The sequence below is a fragment of the Nocardia veterana NBRC 100344 genome, from assembly GCF_000308855.1.
GTDB lineage: Bacteria > Actinomycetota > Actinomycetes > Mycobacteriales > Mycobacteriaceae > Nocardia > Nocardia veterana.
Genome location: NZ_BAGM01000033.1, coordinates 59,542 through 76,165, shown reverse-complemented (window position 1 = coordinate 76,165; position 16,624 = coordinate 59,542). Strand labels below are relative to the sequence as shown.

Genomic DNA, 16,624 nt, shown 5'->3' with positions numbered 1-16,624 from the left:
AAGATCTTAGTCCCCTCGTCTTCGATGCGTCGCGGATCTCGTCAACGGAGCACCCTCTCGGGAAACGGCTCGGCCGAATCCGCACGCCTACGCAGACGATGAGCAGCACACCGGCAGCGATCGCTCTAACGATCCACACCGATGCCGTATGACAGGCACGACGCTCATCGGATACTCGTTGAACGCGCATGATCGGAGGCGAGCCCGATGCTGCGGGTGTACAACCGAAGCGAGTTCATAGAGAGCCTCGGTGCCGCGGCCGGGCTGAGAGGCCTTATGCGACCGCTGGTTTCGGCGCCAGTGAAGAGGAGTTGCGGATGATGATAGGCCAATTCTTCGCGCCATCTTCCCGGCACCCGCCTGCGCGCCTCCTTCTCGACCCGGCTCGGCTGCGTCGCATACCGTCAGCAAGCAGCGAACATCAAACTTGTTGCGGCTGTCTGCCTTCGATCTCCGCCATCAGCATCCGTAGTGTCAGCGAGTGCCTCTCGGGTGGGAGTGCATCGAGGGCGGCGCGGGCCACCTTTACGCCTTCGACTCGGTCCCCGGCGCGTACCAGCATCAAGCCCTGATGCATGTCGAGATGCGTGCGGAATCGGGGAAGCTCCGGTGGTAATTCGGCGCGAGCGGCTTCCTGTGCCTTGACCGCTGTGCGTTCATCGCCGAGGCGAGCCGCCAGTAGCGACAGAAAGACGTTCACCCGCCACCACGGCACTGCGTAATCCGATGTCTGCTCCTCGGATCCGGACTTGTCGAATTCCCGCCGACCGATGTTGATCAATCCTATCGCTGTGGCCTTGTCGCCCTGGATCGCTGCCGCATGTGCCTTGCCCCACAATGCGTTCAGACGACCGAGACTGGGCTTGTCACTGATAACCAACGCCTGATCGGCGAACTCCCGAGCGCTGGCCAGCCCGGCACCCTCGTACCCGAGGGCGATCGCCGCCCGGCCTCGGACCCAAACCCGAATATCGGTGTCCTCGGACCGGTCGGCAGCGGTAGCGGCCATGCGATACCAGTTGAGCGCCTTCTCACCATCGGATCCGGGGTAGGTCTTCGCGAACAACGTCATCATGCGTGCCGCGATGGCCCACATGCGTGGGCTGTCCAATTGCTGTTGGAGCGTTACGAGATCCGCCGCCAGCCGACGTTGGATGTCTGCCGCACCCAGGCTCATATAGTCGGTGCCGTAGCGAGCCAGCGCTCCCTCCCACTCGTCGATCGAGGGTCCGCGATTGTCCAGTCGTGCCGAAAAGCCCTGGGCGAGAATGTCCGACGCTACGACTGGTGCGATGGATGTTGCCGCTAGCTGAGATAGAAATGCGCGCCTGTTCGTGTCGTCCTCCAATGTCGCCGGCGGGCACTCCAATACCGCCGCCAGATGCCGTAACCAGAACGGCGAGGGCGAGTACTTCCCCGACTCCCACCGCCGAGAGATGTACTCGCGCGTGATCGTCGCCCCGGAGTGGGCGGTCAGTTCGTCAGCCAGCCGGCCCTGTGACCACCCACGCGCTTGGCGAAGCTCCCGTATCAGTTGCCCGACCGCCGCCTGAGTCATAGCTCAATATTGCCTCTGGTCGCAGGGTGCGCGGAAGGTTACGTGCACGCCAGGAGCGAAAGTGCCACTCCCACTGCCACTACCGAACAGGCAGAACCCGCCCGCCCTGCGATGCCACCTCCGCTGCCACTGTCGGCCCATGTGATCTGAAGGACATCCTGATCACGGCCCCGATGGCAGGTTGACCCGGCCGACCCGCTGTCGTCCCTGCTATCGGGAGTCACACCAAATCGTGCATCGGACAAAGGGGGAACCGTGCGGTCTCAGCCCACAGCTTTCGGATGGATCGACCCCGACGTGAGTACAGCACCAGAGTGGGATGCCGCCCGGATCCGGCGACTGTGCCGACAACTCGGTTACACACTGATCTGGCCGGACACACCCACCATTCGATTCATCGATCGAGTACGCGACGCAGACATCGACGCCGTCGTGCTACCGACGCCCGACCATCTGGACCCGCTGACACTCAACAATCTAATGCACCTCGCGGACGTCGAGTTGGTCTGTCCGCGTCTGTCGTTCGCCCGCTGGTCGCCGGTCGGGGTGGTCGGATGAGTTGGCAGTTCGGGCTTGTCGTGGTCATCGCGTTGCCTTTGGCGGTCTTTGTGGCCGCGGTGTGCTGGCCCCACCGCGTTCCGAAAGACAAGACAGTAGATGCGATTCGCGAGCGGATAGACCGCGAGTAGCGTTCCGTATTCAGCAGCACACCGGCGCCGGCCATGGCGGTGCCAGACCCAGCCCGGATCGCGTTGGGACTCGCACCCAGGAATGACCGTTCGGTGACATCCGTCAGCCCCATGGAGATCACCCGCAGCTACCCGGCTCAGGCCGACGCTGCCACGGACATCCGCACCGCCGTCCGCAGCGCGGAGACCGTCGACGTCTTGGCGGTACGCGGGCTCGGCATACTCGGATTGAAGGACTCACTTCTCCGCGAAGTCATCCCGGTCGACACGCGAGTGCGCGCCCTTCTGCTCGACCCCGAATCGGCTGCCGCCGCATACCGTGCGCAGGAGGTCGGCGAATCAACACCGCACACCGGGTCGTCTGAGCAGCGACAGAAAGGCAGCGCCGTGATCGAGGCAGAGTACAAGGCCAGGCTGGCCGACGCGGACCGAGTCCGCGCCGCCCCACGGGACCGAGCCAGGCCAAACTCACCGATATGGCCGTGGAACTGCACAAGGGCCAGCTGCTTTCGCTCCCGATGTCGTGTTGTACCACGACACCTACTTCGACACTCCCAGCGGCGATCCCGCCCGCTCGGGCCGGGAATTCCGCCTCCGCACTGTGGCGGACTCCTCCGGCGGACAGCGGCATGTACTCACCTTCAAAGACCCCGTCGTCGATGAGGCGAGCGGATCCAAACCCGAATTCGAAACCCTCGTCGCTGATCGAAACAGCATGGGCGACATCATCGCTCGGCTCGGCTACGAAACCGCGTTGTCCTTCACCAAGCGATGCGAAAACTTCGAGTTCACTGCGTCCGGTAGGCGCATGGTCGCCACAATCGCGCGCGTCTCGGAGATCGACGGGACCTTCCTCGAACTGGGAAACCCAAGCCGAAGATTGGGACCTAACCCGCGCCTTCACCGACCTGAAGACGGTACTCGCCGAACTCGGTGTCACCCCCGAAGAGTTCACTACTGAGCTGTACACCGACGCGGTACTACAAGCACGCCACTCCACGGATGCCAGCTGAGATCGACGCGGCTCGATTGTTGCTCGCACATACTCCGAACCTCAGTGGAGAGCTTCGCTCAGAGATCCACCGCATTTCGGAAGTAAATCCCGGTGTCAGCCTATCTATTGAAAAGCAGGCAACACAGGGCTCCGGTCGGTTCAGTCCCAGAAATTGAAGAGAGCTTCGCCGAGAGTCTGCGGCTTCCAGTACTTGACGTCATCAGGGTCGATGTCAGGCCAGTCTGCCGGGTTGAACGGGCCGTTGAGTTGGGACGAGGTGAGTATCTCGAACCCAGGCTGTTCAGCCAGAGCGTCGGCAAGTTCGGGGGAATCGTGGAAGGTCAGTGGGCCGAAATCGGCTGCACCCTCGCGCGGATCGAAGACATGTGGCTCAGCGACCGCAAGCACCGAGGAGTCGCGTAACGCGACCACCGCGAGGTGGCGATCACCGTAAGCAATGATCCCTTGGTAGTAGTTCGGTGCCACGCCGTCGGGCAGACGGAACTCGATCACTTTGCCGCCCGTGCGGCGGGCGGCGGCGTAGCACGCCCGGCGGAATGCTCGGAGTTCGGTCACAACAGAGACGGTATCTCCAACCACCGGGGAAGGGGCATAGGCCCTATCGCCGATGCTGGGTAGTACACAGCCTCGATGACGAACGAATCAGCGGGTCGACGGTGTCGGGATTCGCAGTCAGAGCTGCTCAGTTCGCGATCAGGGCATCACCGTGTGCGAGTCGCCGATCAGTGGTGTGGGCTCAGTTGCCGTACAACGATTCTCTCGCCCGTGCATACGCTTCGCGGATCCGTGTTCCCCGAGCACTGTCGTCAGGCGCCGCAAGCTCGACAGTCCCGGCAGCAGTCCACTGCGGCGGTTCGGCCCCGCCATGCAATGCCCACGCGGCCTGCCGTGCCGCGCCCACGGCAACGTACTCCTCCGGCTCCGGCACGGTCACCGCCACCCCGAAGATCTGCGCCGCGGTCTCGGCGACGAACCGCGAACGCGATGCGCCGCCGATCAGCAGCACGCGCCGGGGCGCCGCGCCGGCGGCGCGGAGTCGGTCGAGTGCGTCGGCCATGTTGCAGAGCATTCCTTCGACTGCGGCGCGGGCCAGGTGCGTGGGACGCATTGTCTCCAAACGCAATCCGTGCAGGCTGCCGGTCGCGTGGGGCAGGTTCGGGGTGCGTTCGCCGGACAGGTACGGCAGGAGAACGAGGCCGTCGGCGCCCGGTGGGGCTTGCCGGGCGAGCGGGTCGAGTTCGCCGAGGCCGATTCCCAGAACCGTGGCCGTCGCCTCGAGGACCCGGGCGGCGTTGAGCGTGCACACCAACGGCAGGAATTGCCCTGTGGCGTCGGCGAATCCGTTGACGAACGGATCGGTGTTCGGCTGCGAGGTGCGGGCGAATGCGGTGCCGCTGGTGCCCAGTGAGATCACCACGTCGCCGTCGCCTATTCCGAGGCCGAGCGCCGCCGCCGCATTGTCACCCGCGCCCGCGGCGACGAGCGCACCCGACGTAGTGTGTCCGGCGCTCTGGGAGGGTTCCAGCACTGCCGGAAGCTCCGGGGCTCGATCGCGGAAGGCGGTGGCCAGCAGGTCTTCTCGGTACCGGCCCTCCACCGCGGACCAGTAACCGGTGCCCGAGGCGTCGCTGCGATCGGTGGTCGGTGCGGCGTCGCCGCCACCACGCAGCCGCCAGGTGAGGTAGTCGTGCGGGAGCATGACCCGGGTGACCCGGTCCGCGAGGTCGGGCTCGTGGTCGGCCATCCAACGCAGTTTCGCCACGGTGAAGGCGGCGACCGGGACGCTGCCGACCGCGTTCAGCCACGCCTGTGGGCCGCCCAGTTCCGAGACGAGGTCTTCGGCGGCCTCGGCGGAGCGGACGTCGTTCCACAGCAGGGCATCTCGCACCGGCTGGTGCGACTCGTCGAGGGCCACCAGGCCATGTTGCTGGCCGGCGATGGATACCGCGTCGACGTGGTCGAGCAGGCCCTCCCCTGCTTGCTGCAGCGCGGTCCACCATGCCTCGGGCGGGACCTCGGTCCCGTCGGGGTGCGGTGCCTGTCCTCGTGCCAAGACCTCACCGGTGTCCGCGTCGCACACCACGACCTTGCAGGATTGGGTGGAGCTGTCCACTCCGGCGACGGTGGCCATCTATCCGCGCGGGGCGATCTGGATCTTGCGGCCGATGCCGTCGCGGAAAGCTTGCAACGCTTCCGAGAATTGGTCGAGGCCGAAGGTGTGGGTGACCATGGTGTCGGCGTCGATGGCGCCCTTGCGGACCAGGTCGACGGCGCGGCCGAAGCTGTGGACCACCGCCATCGAGCCGACCACGGTGATCTCGTCGTTGTAGATGCGGAAGGGTGACAAGGAAGCAGTCGCGTCGCCGGGGGCTACGCCGAACTGCTGATAGGTGCCGCCGCGGCGCACGCGGGTGAGGCCGTCCTCGATCGCCGGGATCGCGCCGGTGCAGTCGATGACGACTTCCCATCCTTGTGGGCGGTCGAACTCGTCGGCGTTCGTGGCGACCGCGTCCGCGCCGAGGGTGCGGGCGATCTGCAGGCGGTCGGTGTTGAGGTCGACCACCGAGATCGAGGCCGCGCCCGCGGCGACCGCGAGTTGCAGCATCATCAGGCCCATCGTGCCGGCGCCGTAGATCAGGTAGTGGGAGCCCAATACCCTTGGCAGGCCGTCGAATCCGTGAACGGCGCACGACAGCGGTTCGACCAGTGCGCCGTGCGAGGCGGGCAGATCGTCGGGCACCGTGAAGCAATTCGCCTCCGGCACCGCGACGTATTCGGCCATCGCGCCGTTCACGGTATCGCCGATCGCACCCCAGCGTTCGCAGAGGTTGCCGCGGCCGATGCGGCAGTAGTGGCAGGCGCCGCAGAACAGCGACGGGTCCACGGCTACGTTCTCGCCGGCCCTCGGGCCGTCGACGATCTGGCCGCAGAACTCGTGACCGGGCACGATCGGGTACGGCGTGGGCGGAAATTCGCCTTCGACGATGTGGATGTCGGTCCCGCAGATCCCCACCGCGGCCACCTGGACGACCACCTCGCCCGGGCCGGGAGTGGGGTCGGGAATCGTCTGCACCGAGTACTCGCCGGGTTTTTCGATCACGAGCGCGCGCATCTACCGTCCCCTTTCCTGGTACCACCATGCGGTGGTGGCGATTTCGGCGTCGGCCAACGGCAGGTACCGTCCGCCGTCCTGCCAGCCCAACGCTTGCAGCGTGACGCGGAGCTCCTCATGGAAGCGGATCGGGTCGCGCACATGCCAGCGATACATGCCGAATCGTTGTGTCGGCGTGTAGATCTCGTCGTGCGGCAGTACTTGGTGCAGACCGAGATAGGGGCTGGAGTAGTCGCGGTAGGCGCCCTCGAGGTCGAAGTTCCAGGCGCCGCCGAAATAGTCCTCGGTGCCGGTGCCGCAGATCGTCGGGAAGTCGTCGTCTCCGTCGAGATGGAACTTGACCTCACCCTCGCCCCACCAGCCGGGCGCATTCGGCGCGATCGCCAGATAGGTGCCGACGTAGCGTCCGCGGCCCCGGACATCATCGACGATGGTGTGCACCGCGGGTGTGCCCAGCGGATTGCTGTGGCGCCGTTGGCAATGCAGGTAGCCGACGTCCTCGCCTACCTCGGTCTCGTCGTAGGTGAGCTGGTAGTAGACCGGCACCGAACGTTCGGTGGGGTTGTGCAGGGTGACGCGGGCGCGCCGACGAAAAGGCATGGGCCAGTAAGTGTTCAGCCCGCCCGCTGGTGCGACTACCACCATTTCCGAGCTCACCAGCGCCAGCTCGTCCCAGCCGTTGCAGAAGAAGTCGCCCAGCGGCACGTCGATCGACGGGTGCGCGTCGTCGTCCCAGGTGAAGTTCAGAGTCAACCGGCGAAGTACCGTGCGGTCGGTGGTCAGCCAGAAATGCCGGATCACGCCAGGCCCTGACACGTCGGCCAGCGTCGCGGTGGATCCTGCTGCCAGGTCGATCGACGGGGACACCTTCCAGCCCACGCCGAGATCGCGTGCCGCGCCCGCCCCCGTGCCGGTTTCCGCCCGTGCGCCCGCGCCCGGCTCGCCGGTCGGGTTCTCGGGGCTGATCGAACGGGTACGCGCCCGATCGAGACGCCAGAGTTCAGACATTGTCGTCCCCCACCCGATGGTGTTCCGCGTGGGGGCGCACGCTACCGAGACGCCAGAGCTCAGCCATGTTTTGCCGTCCGATGTTGTTCTGCGGCAAGGAAATGCGCGATATCCGCAGTCGATTCGTAGAGTTCGCGATAGCGCCGGTAGTACTGGTCGTAGATCGCTTGCCGATCAGCATCCGGCTCGATGATCGACGTCACCGGATTCCAGTCCGACGTGTCGACGCCGGCGGCCTCCGCGGCCAGCAGGGCGTCACCGAGGCAGGCTCCGACGGTCTCCGCCGGAAGCTCCTGCGGCAGACCGGTCACATCGGACACAATCTGGGTCCACAGCCCGCCTTTGGTGCCGCCACCGACTGCGACCAGGCGTCGAGCGCGGCCACCGGCATCGGACATGGCCTCCAGGTTGTGCCGCACCCCGTATCCGGTGGCTTCCAGCGCGGCGCGATACAGCTCGGCGCGGCCGTGGCTGGTGGTGAGTCCGGCGACGATGCCGCGCGCGTCGGGGTCGAACAGGGGTGTGCGTTCACCTGCGAAGTACGGCAGCATCAACAGTCCCCGGCTGCCTGCCGGAACTGTGCCCGCCGCCGCGATCAGGTCGCCGAATTCTCCGCCGACCAGGCGGCGCAGCCAATCGGTGACCGCGCCCGAGGTGGCCATCCCCGCCGCCAGGGAATAGGTTTCGGGCCAGGCACCGCAGGTGCCCCACAGGCCGGGATGCGGACGCGGCCGGTTGAGGATCTGGACCAGGAACATCGTGGTGCCGTACATGACCATCGCATCGCCGGGTGCGCGGACGCCGACGCTGGCGGCTTCGGCCCACGCGTCGACGGTGCCGGTGGTGACCGGTAGTCCCTCCGGAAGTCCGGTCGCGGCGGCACCTTCCGCGGTCACTCGGCCCACTACCTCGGTGGGCCAGGCGAGTTCGGGTAACGGCAGGCCCGGGGCGCAGTGCTCGGCCCAATCGGCCCATTCCCGCTTACTCAGGTCGTACATCGGCACACATTGGCTGGCCGACTGGTGGTCCAGCACGTATCGCCCGGTCATCCGGTGTACCAGATACGAACTCGCCATCAGCAGCATCCGGGTACGCGCGTAGACGTCCGGTTCGTGTCGCGCCAGCCAGCGTAGCTTCGGTCCGACGGCTTGACTGGTCAACGGCGAGCCGGACCGTCGAAGCACCGCCTTCTCGCCCAATTCGGCGGCCAGCTCAGCGATTTCGGCGGTTGCCCGGGTATCGACCCCGTACAGGATCGCCGGCCGCAGCGGATTTCCCTGCGCGTCGGCGGGCAGTAGACACGGGCCGATGCCGCTGATGCCGAGCCCTTCCAGCCGGGCACCGTCGGCGGCTTCGACCAGTTCGCGGGCGATGGCGACGAAGTCCGCCCACCACACCGACTCCGCGTCGTGTTCGACCCAGCCCGGGCGCGGCATCGACACCTCATGCGGGCGCTCGGACCGAGCCAGGATCGTGCCGTCGGCGTCGGTCAGCACCCCCTTGGAACCCGAGGTGCCGATGTCGATTCCGAGGAACATGGTCACCGGCTGAATTCGTCCACGGTGACCCCGAGCAGATCGCATGCGGCCCGTACGGTCGCGCGATGGTCACCGGGTACGGCGTGGATGTGGTTGGCGCCGAACCGGGACAGGAAATCCTCGGCGCGAGCGTCCAGCCGCGCGAACGCGTGCGGCCATTCCCTGGTCGACTGGCTCATCAACTCGTCGTTGGTGGCCTCGTCGTAGCTCTCGAAGTCGCCGAGCATCAACTGCATTCGGTAGTTGCCGTCGTTGCGCGTCAGCCGGGCCAGCGTCATCCGTCCCGGCGCCGCGAGGTGATGAACGGACGCCCCACCGGCAGGGAAGAAGAACACCTCGGGGAACAGATGCACCCGGGACAGGTTCTCCGTCGGGTCGTCGCTGCGGGCGGCGAACCAGGTGGCGTGCTGGCCGGAGTTGCACAGATCCCAGATGTCGCGGTCGGCGTGGTAGTGGCGCACGTCGGCGAACAACACCGGCGTCTTCGAGATCTGTTTGAGCAGTTGCATGGTCAGCGCGCCGTCCATATCCGCCTCGGTCGCGCAGACATGCGTCGCCTTCGGGCCGTTCCAGTCGTACGGGTCGTTGAGGAACGCCTCGGTGACATCCATGGTGGCGAAGTACTGGGTGAGTTCGGGCTGGCCCTTGATGCCGGAGAAGTCGAGGTTCCATTCGTCGATCAGCTCGCGCACGGCGAGGTAGGAGCGGATCTGGCGCTCCAGCAACTCGGGGGTGAGTTTGTCACCGTCGTAGTGCACGCCCGCGGTGGTCTCCTCCAGCCAGGCCCGGGCTTTCGAGACCTCGGCGGCGTCGGCCAGTTCGGCGCGGCGCACGATCTCCAACTGATCGATCTCCTCGACGTCGACACCGAAAATGCGTTGCCACTGATCGGTATTCGCGACGGCGGTGTTCATCCCCATCGGCCGGCCGCCGAATCGGCCGAAGGTCGAGCCGCGCAAGCTCGACACCGCCGCTGCGGCAGCAGCCTGGACACCGATCTTCTCGATCAGGTCCGGGTCGGCCGGGTCGCCCCACAGCCGGGTGTGGGTGCGGCCGATCTGGTCCAGCGCTCCCCCGGCCGCCAGCATCCCGACCATTCCGGGCTGCACCGGGTCGATATTAGACAGCAGCAGCAGCGCTCCCGGCGTGGCTCCCTGGACGAGCATCGTGAAGTGCGGGAACGCCCATACCGCGTAGTGCAGCACGGTCAGATCGACTCCGGCCGAGGCGACTTCGCGGGCCACCGAGACGGCGAGGGTGTTGGTACTGACCGGCGCGGAGCCGCGCACCACCTCGTGCCCGGCGGCGGTGAGCTCGGCGACGAGTCGGTCCTCGTTGGTACGGATGAACTCGGCTATGCCGTCGTGCACATAGTCGCGTCCGTCGGAAATGCTGATCACACCGATACGTGCCACGCCGGATCCCTTCACGAGACGAACGGTCGGACTCACTGTCGCGCCGATGGCGGTGCACGCACCCCTCCGTGGTTTACGCGCACTGGCAACGTCGGGCTGCACCTCCACCGCGGTGCCCGATGCCGGTGTCCGCACAGCCCTTCCGGGTAACGCGGGCCGCCGCCGGGCCGCTCACACCACTAGAGATATCACTCAGGACGTGGTTCCCGGTGGAGTTCTCCCGATCTCGAGCGGCGCCAACGAAACTCCGCCCTGTCCCCAGCCGCAACTCGTGATCCACAGCTCCTCGCCGTCGGCGATCACCTCCGCGGCATGCGCGGCGATGTGAACCACCCGGTCGTCGATCCGGAAGTGGTAGGGGTCGTCGCTGCCGAACACGTCGGTGCCGACGTAATCGGGTCGCGGACCGATGAACAGATACCAGGAATCGTTGTGGCGCAGGACGAACGGGGATTCGGTGTTGCCGGCTTCGGTTCCCGCCGTGGGGTCGGTGAAGGCGATGTGCCGCTCGCTCCAGGTGCGCAGGTCGGTGCTCGTGCGGTACGCGACCACATAGTTGCCGCCGGTCGGCGAACTCGTCGCGGCGTAGTACATCACCCAGTGACCGTCGATTCGGGTAACCATGGGATCGCGGGCGTCGTATCCGTCGCGAAACACCGGCCCGGCCGGTTCGCGGGTCCACTCGAACAGGTCGTCGGAGGTGGCCACACAGATCGCGGCCGCGGTGCGGTCATTGCCGCCGCCCGCGTAGAACATGTGGTAGCGGCCGTCGGCGCGGATCACGTACGGCGCCCACAGATGCGTCTCGCCGTAGTCACGGTCCACGACCAGCGCCGACGGGTGTTTGGTCCACGGGCCGTGCAGATCGTCGGCGCTCGCATGGGCGAATTCGATTTCGTGGAACGGATCGGCGGGTTCGGTGTGGGTGATGCCGAACAGATGCCAGCGGCCCGATTCGTCGCGAATGACGGTGTGGTCGTTGATGTACCAGCGCTGCGACTCGCCGGCACTCGGGTCGTAGACGGTGCGGAACCGGCCGGCCCGAACGCTCGCGGCGCGGCCTCGGTCGGGCGGAGACGGGACGGACTCGCCGCGGCTGCTCGACAAATGGCACTCCTTACCGTGTCGTCGTCCATACCGACGTCGTGGACGCCTCGACCGTCCGGCCCCGGAGCGTGGGGCCGTCGGTGAAAACCAGCGAATGAACACTACCGATCCGGCGGCGCTTTCCAGCCGGAACGCCGCGCCGAAGCTCCGACCACCGGGCACGCCGGCTCGTTACGCCGGCACTCGGCCGCCCGGTCGGATCCTCGCACCAGCCGGTCCGGTTTCATGAGGTCGAACAGACCGGCCATCCGCACATTGTGAACGACCCTCGACGCCGAGCGATCGGGACGAAGTTCCAGCTCGCGTGGCTAACCTGCGAATATGAACGCCGAAACCGCCGGGGGGATGTCAACGGAACCGCGCCTGCCGAGCGGAATCGTGCTGCGCGTCAAGGCCGTATCCATCGCCGGCCCGTGCCGGGCCGACGGCGGCTGGATCCGGTGCGCCGATGGTGCGGTCTACTCGATCCCGCCGAGCCTGCACGACTGGGCCGTCGGTCTGATCGCCGCCGAAACCGAACACCAGAGACTCACCGGACACACCTTGTTTCCGGTGCCGTTGCGTATCCGGGGCGCCGATCATCCGCAGCCGCACGCGGCCTGAAGCCCTCCCGGCCGTCCGGGCGAATGACGGCCGGGCCCGGGGTTGCGGTCTCGACGTCAATCGCGAGGCCCGAACGACTGCATGACGATCGGCGGCAACGATTGCGGGCTGACGGTGCCGACCACCGGAACTCCGGCATCGACGAAGTCGGCGACCGCGCGGGGCATATGGTCGGCGGAGGTGACCACCACCGCGTCGCGGGAACCGAGCGACTTCATCAGCGCCTCGGAGTTGGCGGCGTTCTCGATCGTGTTGGCGGCCCGCGGCTCGATGTGGATGCGCTCGGGCGCCACCCCGTGATCGGTCAGCCACCGGGCCATCGCCTCGGCTTCGGTGGTGCCGTTGCGCGGATTTCCCCCGGTGACGATGATCGGCGAACTCGGCGACACGACCGCCTGCACGAGCCCGGCCTGCAAGCGTTCGACCAGCTCCGGGCGCATATCACCATCGGGCAGCAGGCCGTAGCCGAGCACGACGATCGCCGTGTCCGGGCCGTGCGGAGCCGGCAACCCCGCCAGCGCCGCGCCGGTCGCGGCCTCGACTTGATGCACGACCGAGCCGATCGCATCGGACACGACGTCCGCTCCCGCGGTAGGCGCCGCGGCCCAGGTCGTGACCATCGCCGCCGCGGCAATCGCGGGGGCAGCGAGCAGCCGAACGGATTTGTGGCAGAAGCACGTACGAATGTCGGGCATCGGGTCTCCAGAAGATAGTGCGGCCGTACCACGCCCCGACGTGTGGATCGACCCGAAAAGAACAACTGCTGAAATATTCCGATACCGTCGGCCAATAACTTCGTATTCCGTTGCAAGTGTGGAGATTTCACGACATCGCGACCTTCGGTCTTGTGGTCGGCCGCGCTACCGCCTCGGTAGGGTTGGTTCGCCGGCGTCGTCGCGCACGGAACGCTCGCGGAGGTCGTCGACTTCGGGGACCTGTGTGCCGGGGATCCGGCGTGGGACCTCGCTGCCGCCTGGATGCTCCCGCCGGCACGGCCGCGCGGTTCTTCGACAGCTACGCCCGGGCGGACGACGCGGCGGTCCGGCGTGCCCGCGGGCCGACCGCCATGAAGAGCCTCTTCCTGATGCTCATGGGACAGAACGGTGATCGAGGCGTGCCCCGCGGTAAATCGCACTGGGGGCCGGCCGGGCGAGCGGCGCTCGACCGCGTTCTGGAGGCTGTGTGATGTCGGGCCGGCGCGACCGGCACGTCGATCGGGCGTTCCGGCCGGTTGGCGGCTGCCCCTCGCTCGGGTAACCTCTTGCGGCGGTTGGGAGTTCAGGGTTTTCCTGAATCACTGCCGACTTCTCTGCTGCGGCATGGGGCGTGGGACCCACCACCGCCGCGTATCCGTTTTCCTATCTCAGGCCGCGGTGTCACGTCGGCCGGAAGGGCTCATCGGCGATGACCATCTACTCCCGGCAGCCGCAGGGCGGGGACATTCGGATCGTGGCCACCCACCACACCCCGGGCGGCGTGCTGTCTTCGACCGTGACCACTGTGAAGTCCGATGCGACGGCGGCGCGGATCGTCGACGCCCTCAACCGGATCTCGGCGTGCGCGTCGATTCCGCTGGGCGTGACCGACCGGCGTGGCGGTGGCTTCGAACGGTATCCGGACCGGCACCTCGCCGCGCTGACCGACCGTGCCGCACGCGCCGGTCTGCGGGAAGGCACGCACAGCCTGTGGTACGAGCAGGTGATGTGGCTGCTGTACGAAGCGCTGACCGATCTCGACGATGCGACGGTCGAGGCACCGGCACCGGTTCGTTCCGCCCTGGCCACCGAGCTGGAAGCCGAAGCCCGCTCGCTCCGCAACGCCCTGGCCGAATACTCACTGACCGCGGAAGCCGGCGACGACGACACCCGGCGCATCTGGGACCTGGAGAACCCGCTCGTCACGTTCGACGGTCGATCGGCCGGTCTCGACAGCCGGGACCGCGATCTACTGGACCACCTCGAAGCGGAGGGCACGGACCGGGAACTGCGGGACGCGATCATCGATCTGCGGTTGATCCTCGACATCGACGCCCAGGTCGACGACCCCGATATCCGTCTCCAACTGGAGGACCTGTCCATCACGGCGGAACCGGGGGATGCCGAGGATCTCTTCCTCACCGTGGCGGCTCCCCTGCCCGGTGGCAGGCACAACCGCGGACAGTGGGGAGTGGCTCTCGACCGGTGGGAGGCAGACGAGACGGACGACGAGGGCTACCCCGTGCAGTCCCACGGCGAGCCGGTACTCCGGTGTGTGCTCGCCGAGCGACCGAAAATCACCGACGTGGTGGAACTGCTGCGGCTCGCCGACACTCAGCAGCAACTGGCGGAATGGGCGGACACTCCGGTCGGGGAACCATTGGCCGACACGGCTTTCGTCGTGACGGACCGCCACGACGACGCGGACGGGCCCAGCTACTCGGAATGATCGGGCACGCTCACCCCGCCGTCCGTGCTCGCGGCAGGGTGAGGGTCAGCGCACCCAGTCCGAAGGACACCACCGCCAACGCCAGCATCATGGTGATTGCCCCGCCGAGGGTGTGGGAGCGGAAGAACAGGGTGGTCAGAATCGCCAAACCCAGTGCGTTGCCGACTTGTTCGATGGTCGGGATCACCCCCGACGTCTCGGCCATGTGGTCGGCGTGCAGACCCGACAGCATGATCGGCTGGATCTGCACGGCGAAGATTCCGACACCGAAACCGGCCGCGAAGCACGGCGGGCCGGCCAGGAAGGCGTTGACCTCACCGCTGGTCAGGTACAGGTAGATCGCGCCCGCGGCCATACAGCCGCCGTAGAGGGTGACCCCGGCCGCCAGGACGATGATTCCCCATCGGCCCACCAGGAACAGCGAGCCGAGCGCGCCCGCACCCGCCCCCACCGCGAACAGGGTCATCACGATGGCGGTGTGCCACGGGGTGTAGCCGAGCACGTCCTGCATGGTGACGGAGGCGGCGAAGACGAAGGCGGTGAACAGACCGAAGAAGACGCACACCAGGACCGAGCCGACCCGGAATCCCTTGTCGGAGAAGATGTTCAATCGCATCAACGGATCGGCGCCACGGGCCGCGCGGCGGATCTGGTGGGCCACGAACAGCGCGGTCACCACGGACCCGGCCAGGCCGAGTGCGACCGGCCCCGGCTGCCAGCCGTGCTGCTGGATCAGCGCGAGGGCGTAGACGATCAGCAACAGTCCGACGGCCGACAGCGCCGCGCCGCCGAGGTCCAGCCGATCCGGAGCCGGGGGCCGGCCGATGTGCAGGAAGCGCCAGGCCAGGGCGAAGGCGACCACTCCGATCGGCAGGTTGATCAGGAAGACGGTGCGCCAGCCCCAGCCGCCGAGATCGAGGGTGAGCAGCGCACCGCCGAGGATGGGGCCGAGCATACCGGCGAAACCGGCGACGCCGCCGTACATGGCGAATACCAGGGAGTGCCGTTCGCGGGGAAAGCTGGCGATCAGGATGGCGATGGTCTGGGCGGCCATGCCGGCGCCCGCCGCGCCCTGCCCGATGCGCGCCACCACCAATTCCGCGGCGCCGGTGGACAATCCGCACCACACGGACGCGGCGGTGAAGGCCAGGACCGAGGTCAGGAACATGGTGCGGCGGCCGACGATCGCGCCCAGCCGCGCGGCGGTGAGCAGGGTACAGGCGAAGGCCAGGGAGTAGCCGGAGATCACCAGCAGCTCGGCGGAACGCGAGGCCCGCAGATCGGCGCTCAGTCGTGGGAGCGCGGTGTTCACGATGGTCACGTCGATCATCTGCATGAACACCGCGATCAGGCAGCCGGTGAAGGCCAGCCAGGCGGGGAGTTCGGCGGCGATCACGGCACGCGCCGAGGCGACCAGCCCGGCCGGGCCGGCGTCGGCAACGGTGATCGGTTCCTGCCCGACGTCTTCGGTCATCAGCCGATCAACTCGATCACTCCGCGCGCCGCGGACATCGCGAACTCCGTCGGGAAACTCAATCGCACCAATCGATGCGGTGCGGCATGCTCGAAATGCGCGACGAGGGGCGGCACCAGGCCGCCGATCACCTTGTCCAGCAGTCCGTTGACGTGTGCGAAGCCGGGCCGCAGCCGCACCTGCCAGCAGTCGAGGACGCCCGCGTCGACCCGGATCTCGGTGCGCTTGTCGACCCGCGCGATCAGCGGCCAGTGCACCGAGAACGACAACCACAGATCGATCGATTCGACTGTGCCCTCGGTGAATTCGAGGCCGCGCAGCAGCGTCATGCCGCCGACGATCGGCATCACGTTCGGGGGAAACGGCGCCGGGGCGCCACCGATCGGCAGGTGCACGGTATCGACGAAATGCGCCTCCTCCCGCGAAACCACCCGGCCCTTCGAGCGGGTCTCGGCCCGGTAGTCCTCCGCGCGCAGGTAGCCGTCGACGCGACCGAAGCGCTGGTCGATCGTCATCTCCAGATCACGCCCGACGGTGGCGTCGAGAATCGCGCGGTAGCCGCCGGACTCGTGGGAGACGACACTGGTCATCTCGAATCCGGCGGGCTGCCCGGACATCCCGACGGCGTATCGGCATTTCTCGCCGTCCGGGATTCCGGGATCGCGGAAGAGGGTGTGCACG

The 16,624-nt window shown here is 67.1% G+C and carries 16 protein-coding genes and 1 pseudogene; 6 read left to right on the top strand and 11 right to left on the bottom strand.

Annotation, left to right across the window (positions count from 1 at the left end):
• Positions 1-421 precede the first annotated feature (421 nt).
• Positions 422-1,558 (bottom strand): helix-turn-helix domain-containing protein, encoded by a 1,137-nt coding sequence (locus ON37_RS06480; RefSeq protein WP_040717849.1) that lies wholly within the window; start codon positions 1,556-1,558, stop codon positions 422-424.
• A gap of 297 nt (positions 1,559-1,855) precedes the next feature.
• Between ON37_RS06480 and ON37_RS06475 the strand changes: the two genes are divergently transcribed.
• The 3 genes and pseudogenes from ON37_RS06475 to ON37_RS34625 form a co-directional block, all read left to right on the top strand.
• On the top strand, positions 1,856-2,116 hold the full coding sequence (locus ON37_RS06475) for a hypothetical protein (RefSeq protein ID WP_245553086.1): 261 nt from the start codon (positions 1,856-1,858) through the stop codon (positions 2,114-2,116).
• A complete protein-coding gene (locus tag ON37_RS34440) occupies positions 2,113-2,247 on the top strand; it encodes a hypothetical protein (protein WP_281004673.1) in 135 nt (44 codons plus the stop codon). Before ON37_RS06475 ends, ON37_RS34440 begins: the two co-directional genes overlap by 4 nt.
• 517 nt (positions 2,248-2,764) lie before the next feature.
• Positions 2,765-3,208: pseudogene (locus ON37_RS34625) on the top strand (CYTH domain-containing protein); the annotation flags it as partial.
• Positions 3,209-3,400: 192 nt separating this feature from the next.
• Here ON37_RS34625 and ON37_RS06470 read toward each other — a convergent pair.
• The 7 genes from ON37_RS06470 to ON37_RS06440 form a co-directional block, all read right to left on the bottom strand.
• On the bottom strand, positions 3,401-3,817 hold the full coding sequence (locus ON37_RS06470) for a hypothetical protein (protein WP_040717846.1): 417 nt from the start codon (positions 3,815-3,817) through the stop codon (positions 3,401-3,403).
• 181 nt (positions 3,818-3,998) lie between these two features.
• Positions 3,999-5,393, bottom strand: coding sequence for a xylulokinase (gene xylB, locus ON37_RS06465; protein WP_040717844.1), 1,395 nt, complete (start codon positions 5,391-5,393; stop codon positions 3,999-4,001).
• The gene (locus tag ON37_RS06460; RefSeq protein ID WP_040717843.1) at positions 5,394-6,374 is read right to left on the bottom strand and encodes a zinc-dependent alcohol dehydrogenase family protein; all 981 of its coding nucleotides are present in this window, start codon (positions 6,372-6,374) and stop codon (positions 5,394-5,396) included.
• Positions 6,375-7,382, bottom strand: coding sequence for a glycoside hydrolase family 172 protein (locus ON37_RS06455; protein ID WP_040717842.1), 1,008 nt, complete (start codon positions 7,380-7,382; stop codon positions 6,375-6,377).
• 59 nt (positions 7,383-7,441) lie between these two features.
• Positions 7,442-8,920 (bottom strand): FGGY-family carbohydrate kinase, encoded by a 1,479-nt coding sequence (locus ON37_RS06450; protein WP_040717841.1) that lies wholly within the window; start codon positions 8,918-8,920, stop codon positions 7,442-7,444.
• A gap of 2 nt (positions 8,921-8,922) precedes the next feature.
• Complete coding sequence (locus ON37_RS06445; protein WP_040717873.1) at positions 8,923-10,335, bottom strand: L-fucose/L-arabinose isomerase family protein; 1,413 nt, start codon at positions 10,333-10,335, stop codon at positions 8,923-8,925.
• A gap of 192 nt (positions 10,336-10,527) precedes the next feature.
• Positions 10,528-11,442: a family 43 glycosylhydrolase gene (locus ON37_RS06440; RefSeq protein ID WP_051031265.1), complete on the bottom strand. Its 915-nt coding sequence runs from the start codon at positions 11,440-11,442 to the stop codon at positions 10,528-10,530.
• 321 nt (positions 11,443-11,763) lie between these two features.
• On the opposite strand from ON37_RS06440, the gene ON37_RS06435 reads away from it, so the two are divergent.
• A complete protein-coding gene (locus ON37_RS06435; RefSeq protein ID WP_040717840.1) occupies positions 11,764-12,045 on the top strand; it encodes a hypothetical protein in 282 nt (93 codons plus the stop codon).
• Positions 12,046-12,101: 56 nt separating this feature from the next.
• Here the strand turns inward: ON37_RS06435 and ON37_RS06430 are convergent, their stop codons facing one another.
• The gene (locus ON37_RS06430; RefSeq protein WP_083892767.1) at positions 12,102-12,740 is read right to left on the bottom strand and encodes a YdcF family protein; all 639 of its coding nucleotides are present in this window, start codon (positions 12,738-12,740) and stop codon (positions 12,102-12,104) included.
• A gap of 260 nt (positions 12,741-13,000) precedes the next feature.
• Between ON37_RS06430 and ON37_RS06425 the strand changes: the two genes are divergently transcribed.
• Both ON37_RS06425 and ON37_RS06420 read left to right on the top strand, forming a co-directional pair.
• On the top strand, positions 13,001-13,231 hold the full coding sequence (locus tag ON37_RS06425; RefSeq protein ID WP_040717839.1) for a hypothetical protein: 231 nt from the start codon (positions 13,001-13,003) through the stop codon (positions 13,229-13,231).
• A 218-nt stretch (positions 13,232-13,449) separates the two neighbouring features.
• On the top strand, positions 13,450-14,469 hold the full coding sequence (locus ON37_RS06420) for a hypothetical protein (protein ID WP_040717838.1): 1,020 nt from the start codon (positions 13,450-13,452) through the stop codon (positions 14,467-14,469).
• Between the two features lie 10 nt (positions 14,470-14,479).
• Here the strand turns inward: ON37_RS06420 and ON37_RS06415 are convergent, their stop codons facing one another.
• Positions 14,480-15,943 carry an MFS transporter gene (locus ON37_RS06415; RefSeq protein WP_083892766.1) on the bottom strand — a complete coding sequence of 488 codons (1,464 nt, stop codon included), beginning with the start codon at positions 15,941-15,943 and terminating at the stop codon, positions 14,480-14,482.
• Positions 15,943-16,623: a hypothetical protein gene (locus ON37_RS06410; RefSeq protein WP_040717837.1), complete on the bottom strand. Its 681-nt coding sequence runs from the start codon at positions 16,621-16,623 to the stop codon at positions 15,943-15,945. Before ON37_RS06410 ends, ON37_RS06415 begins: the two co-directional genes overlap by 1 nt.
• Between the last annotated feature and the right edge of the window lies 1 nt (position 16,624).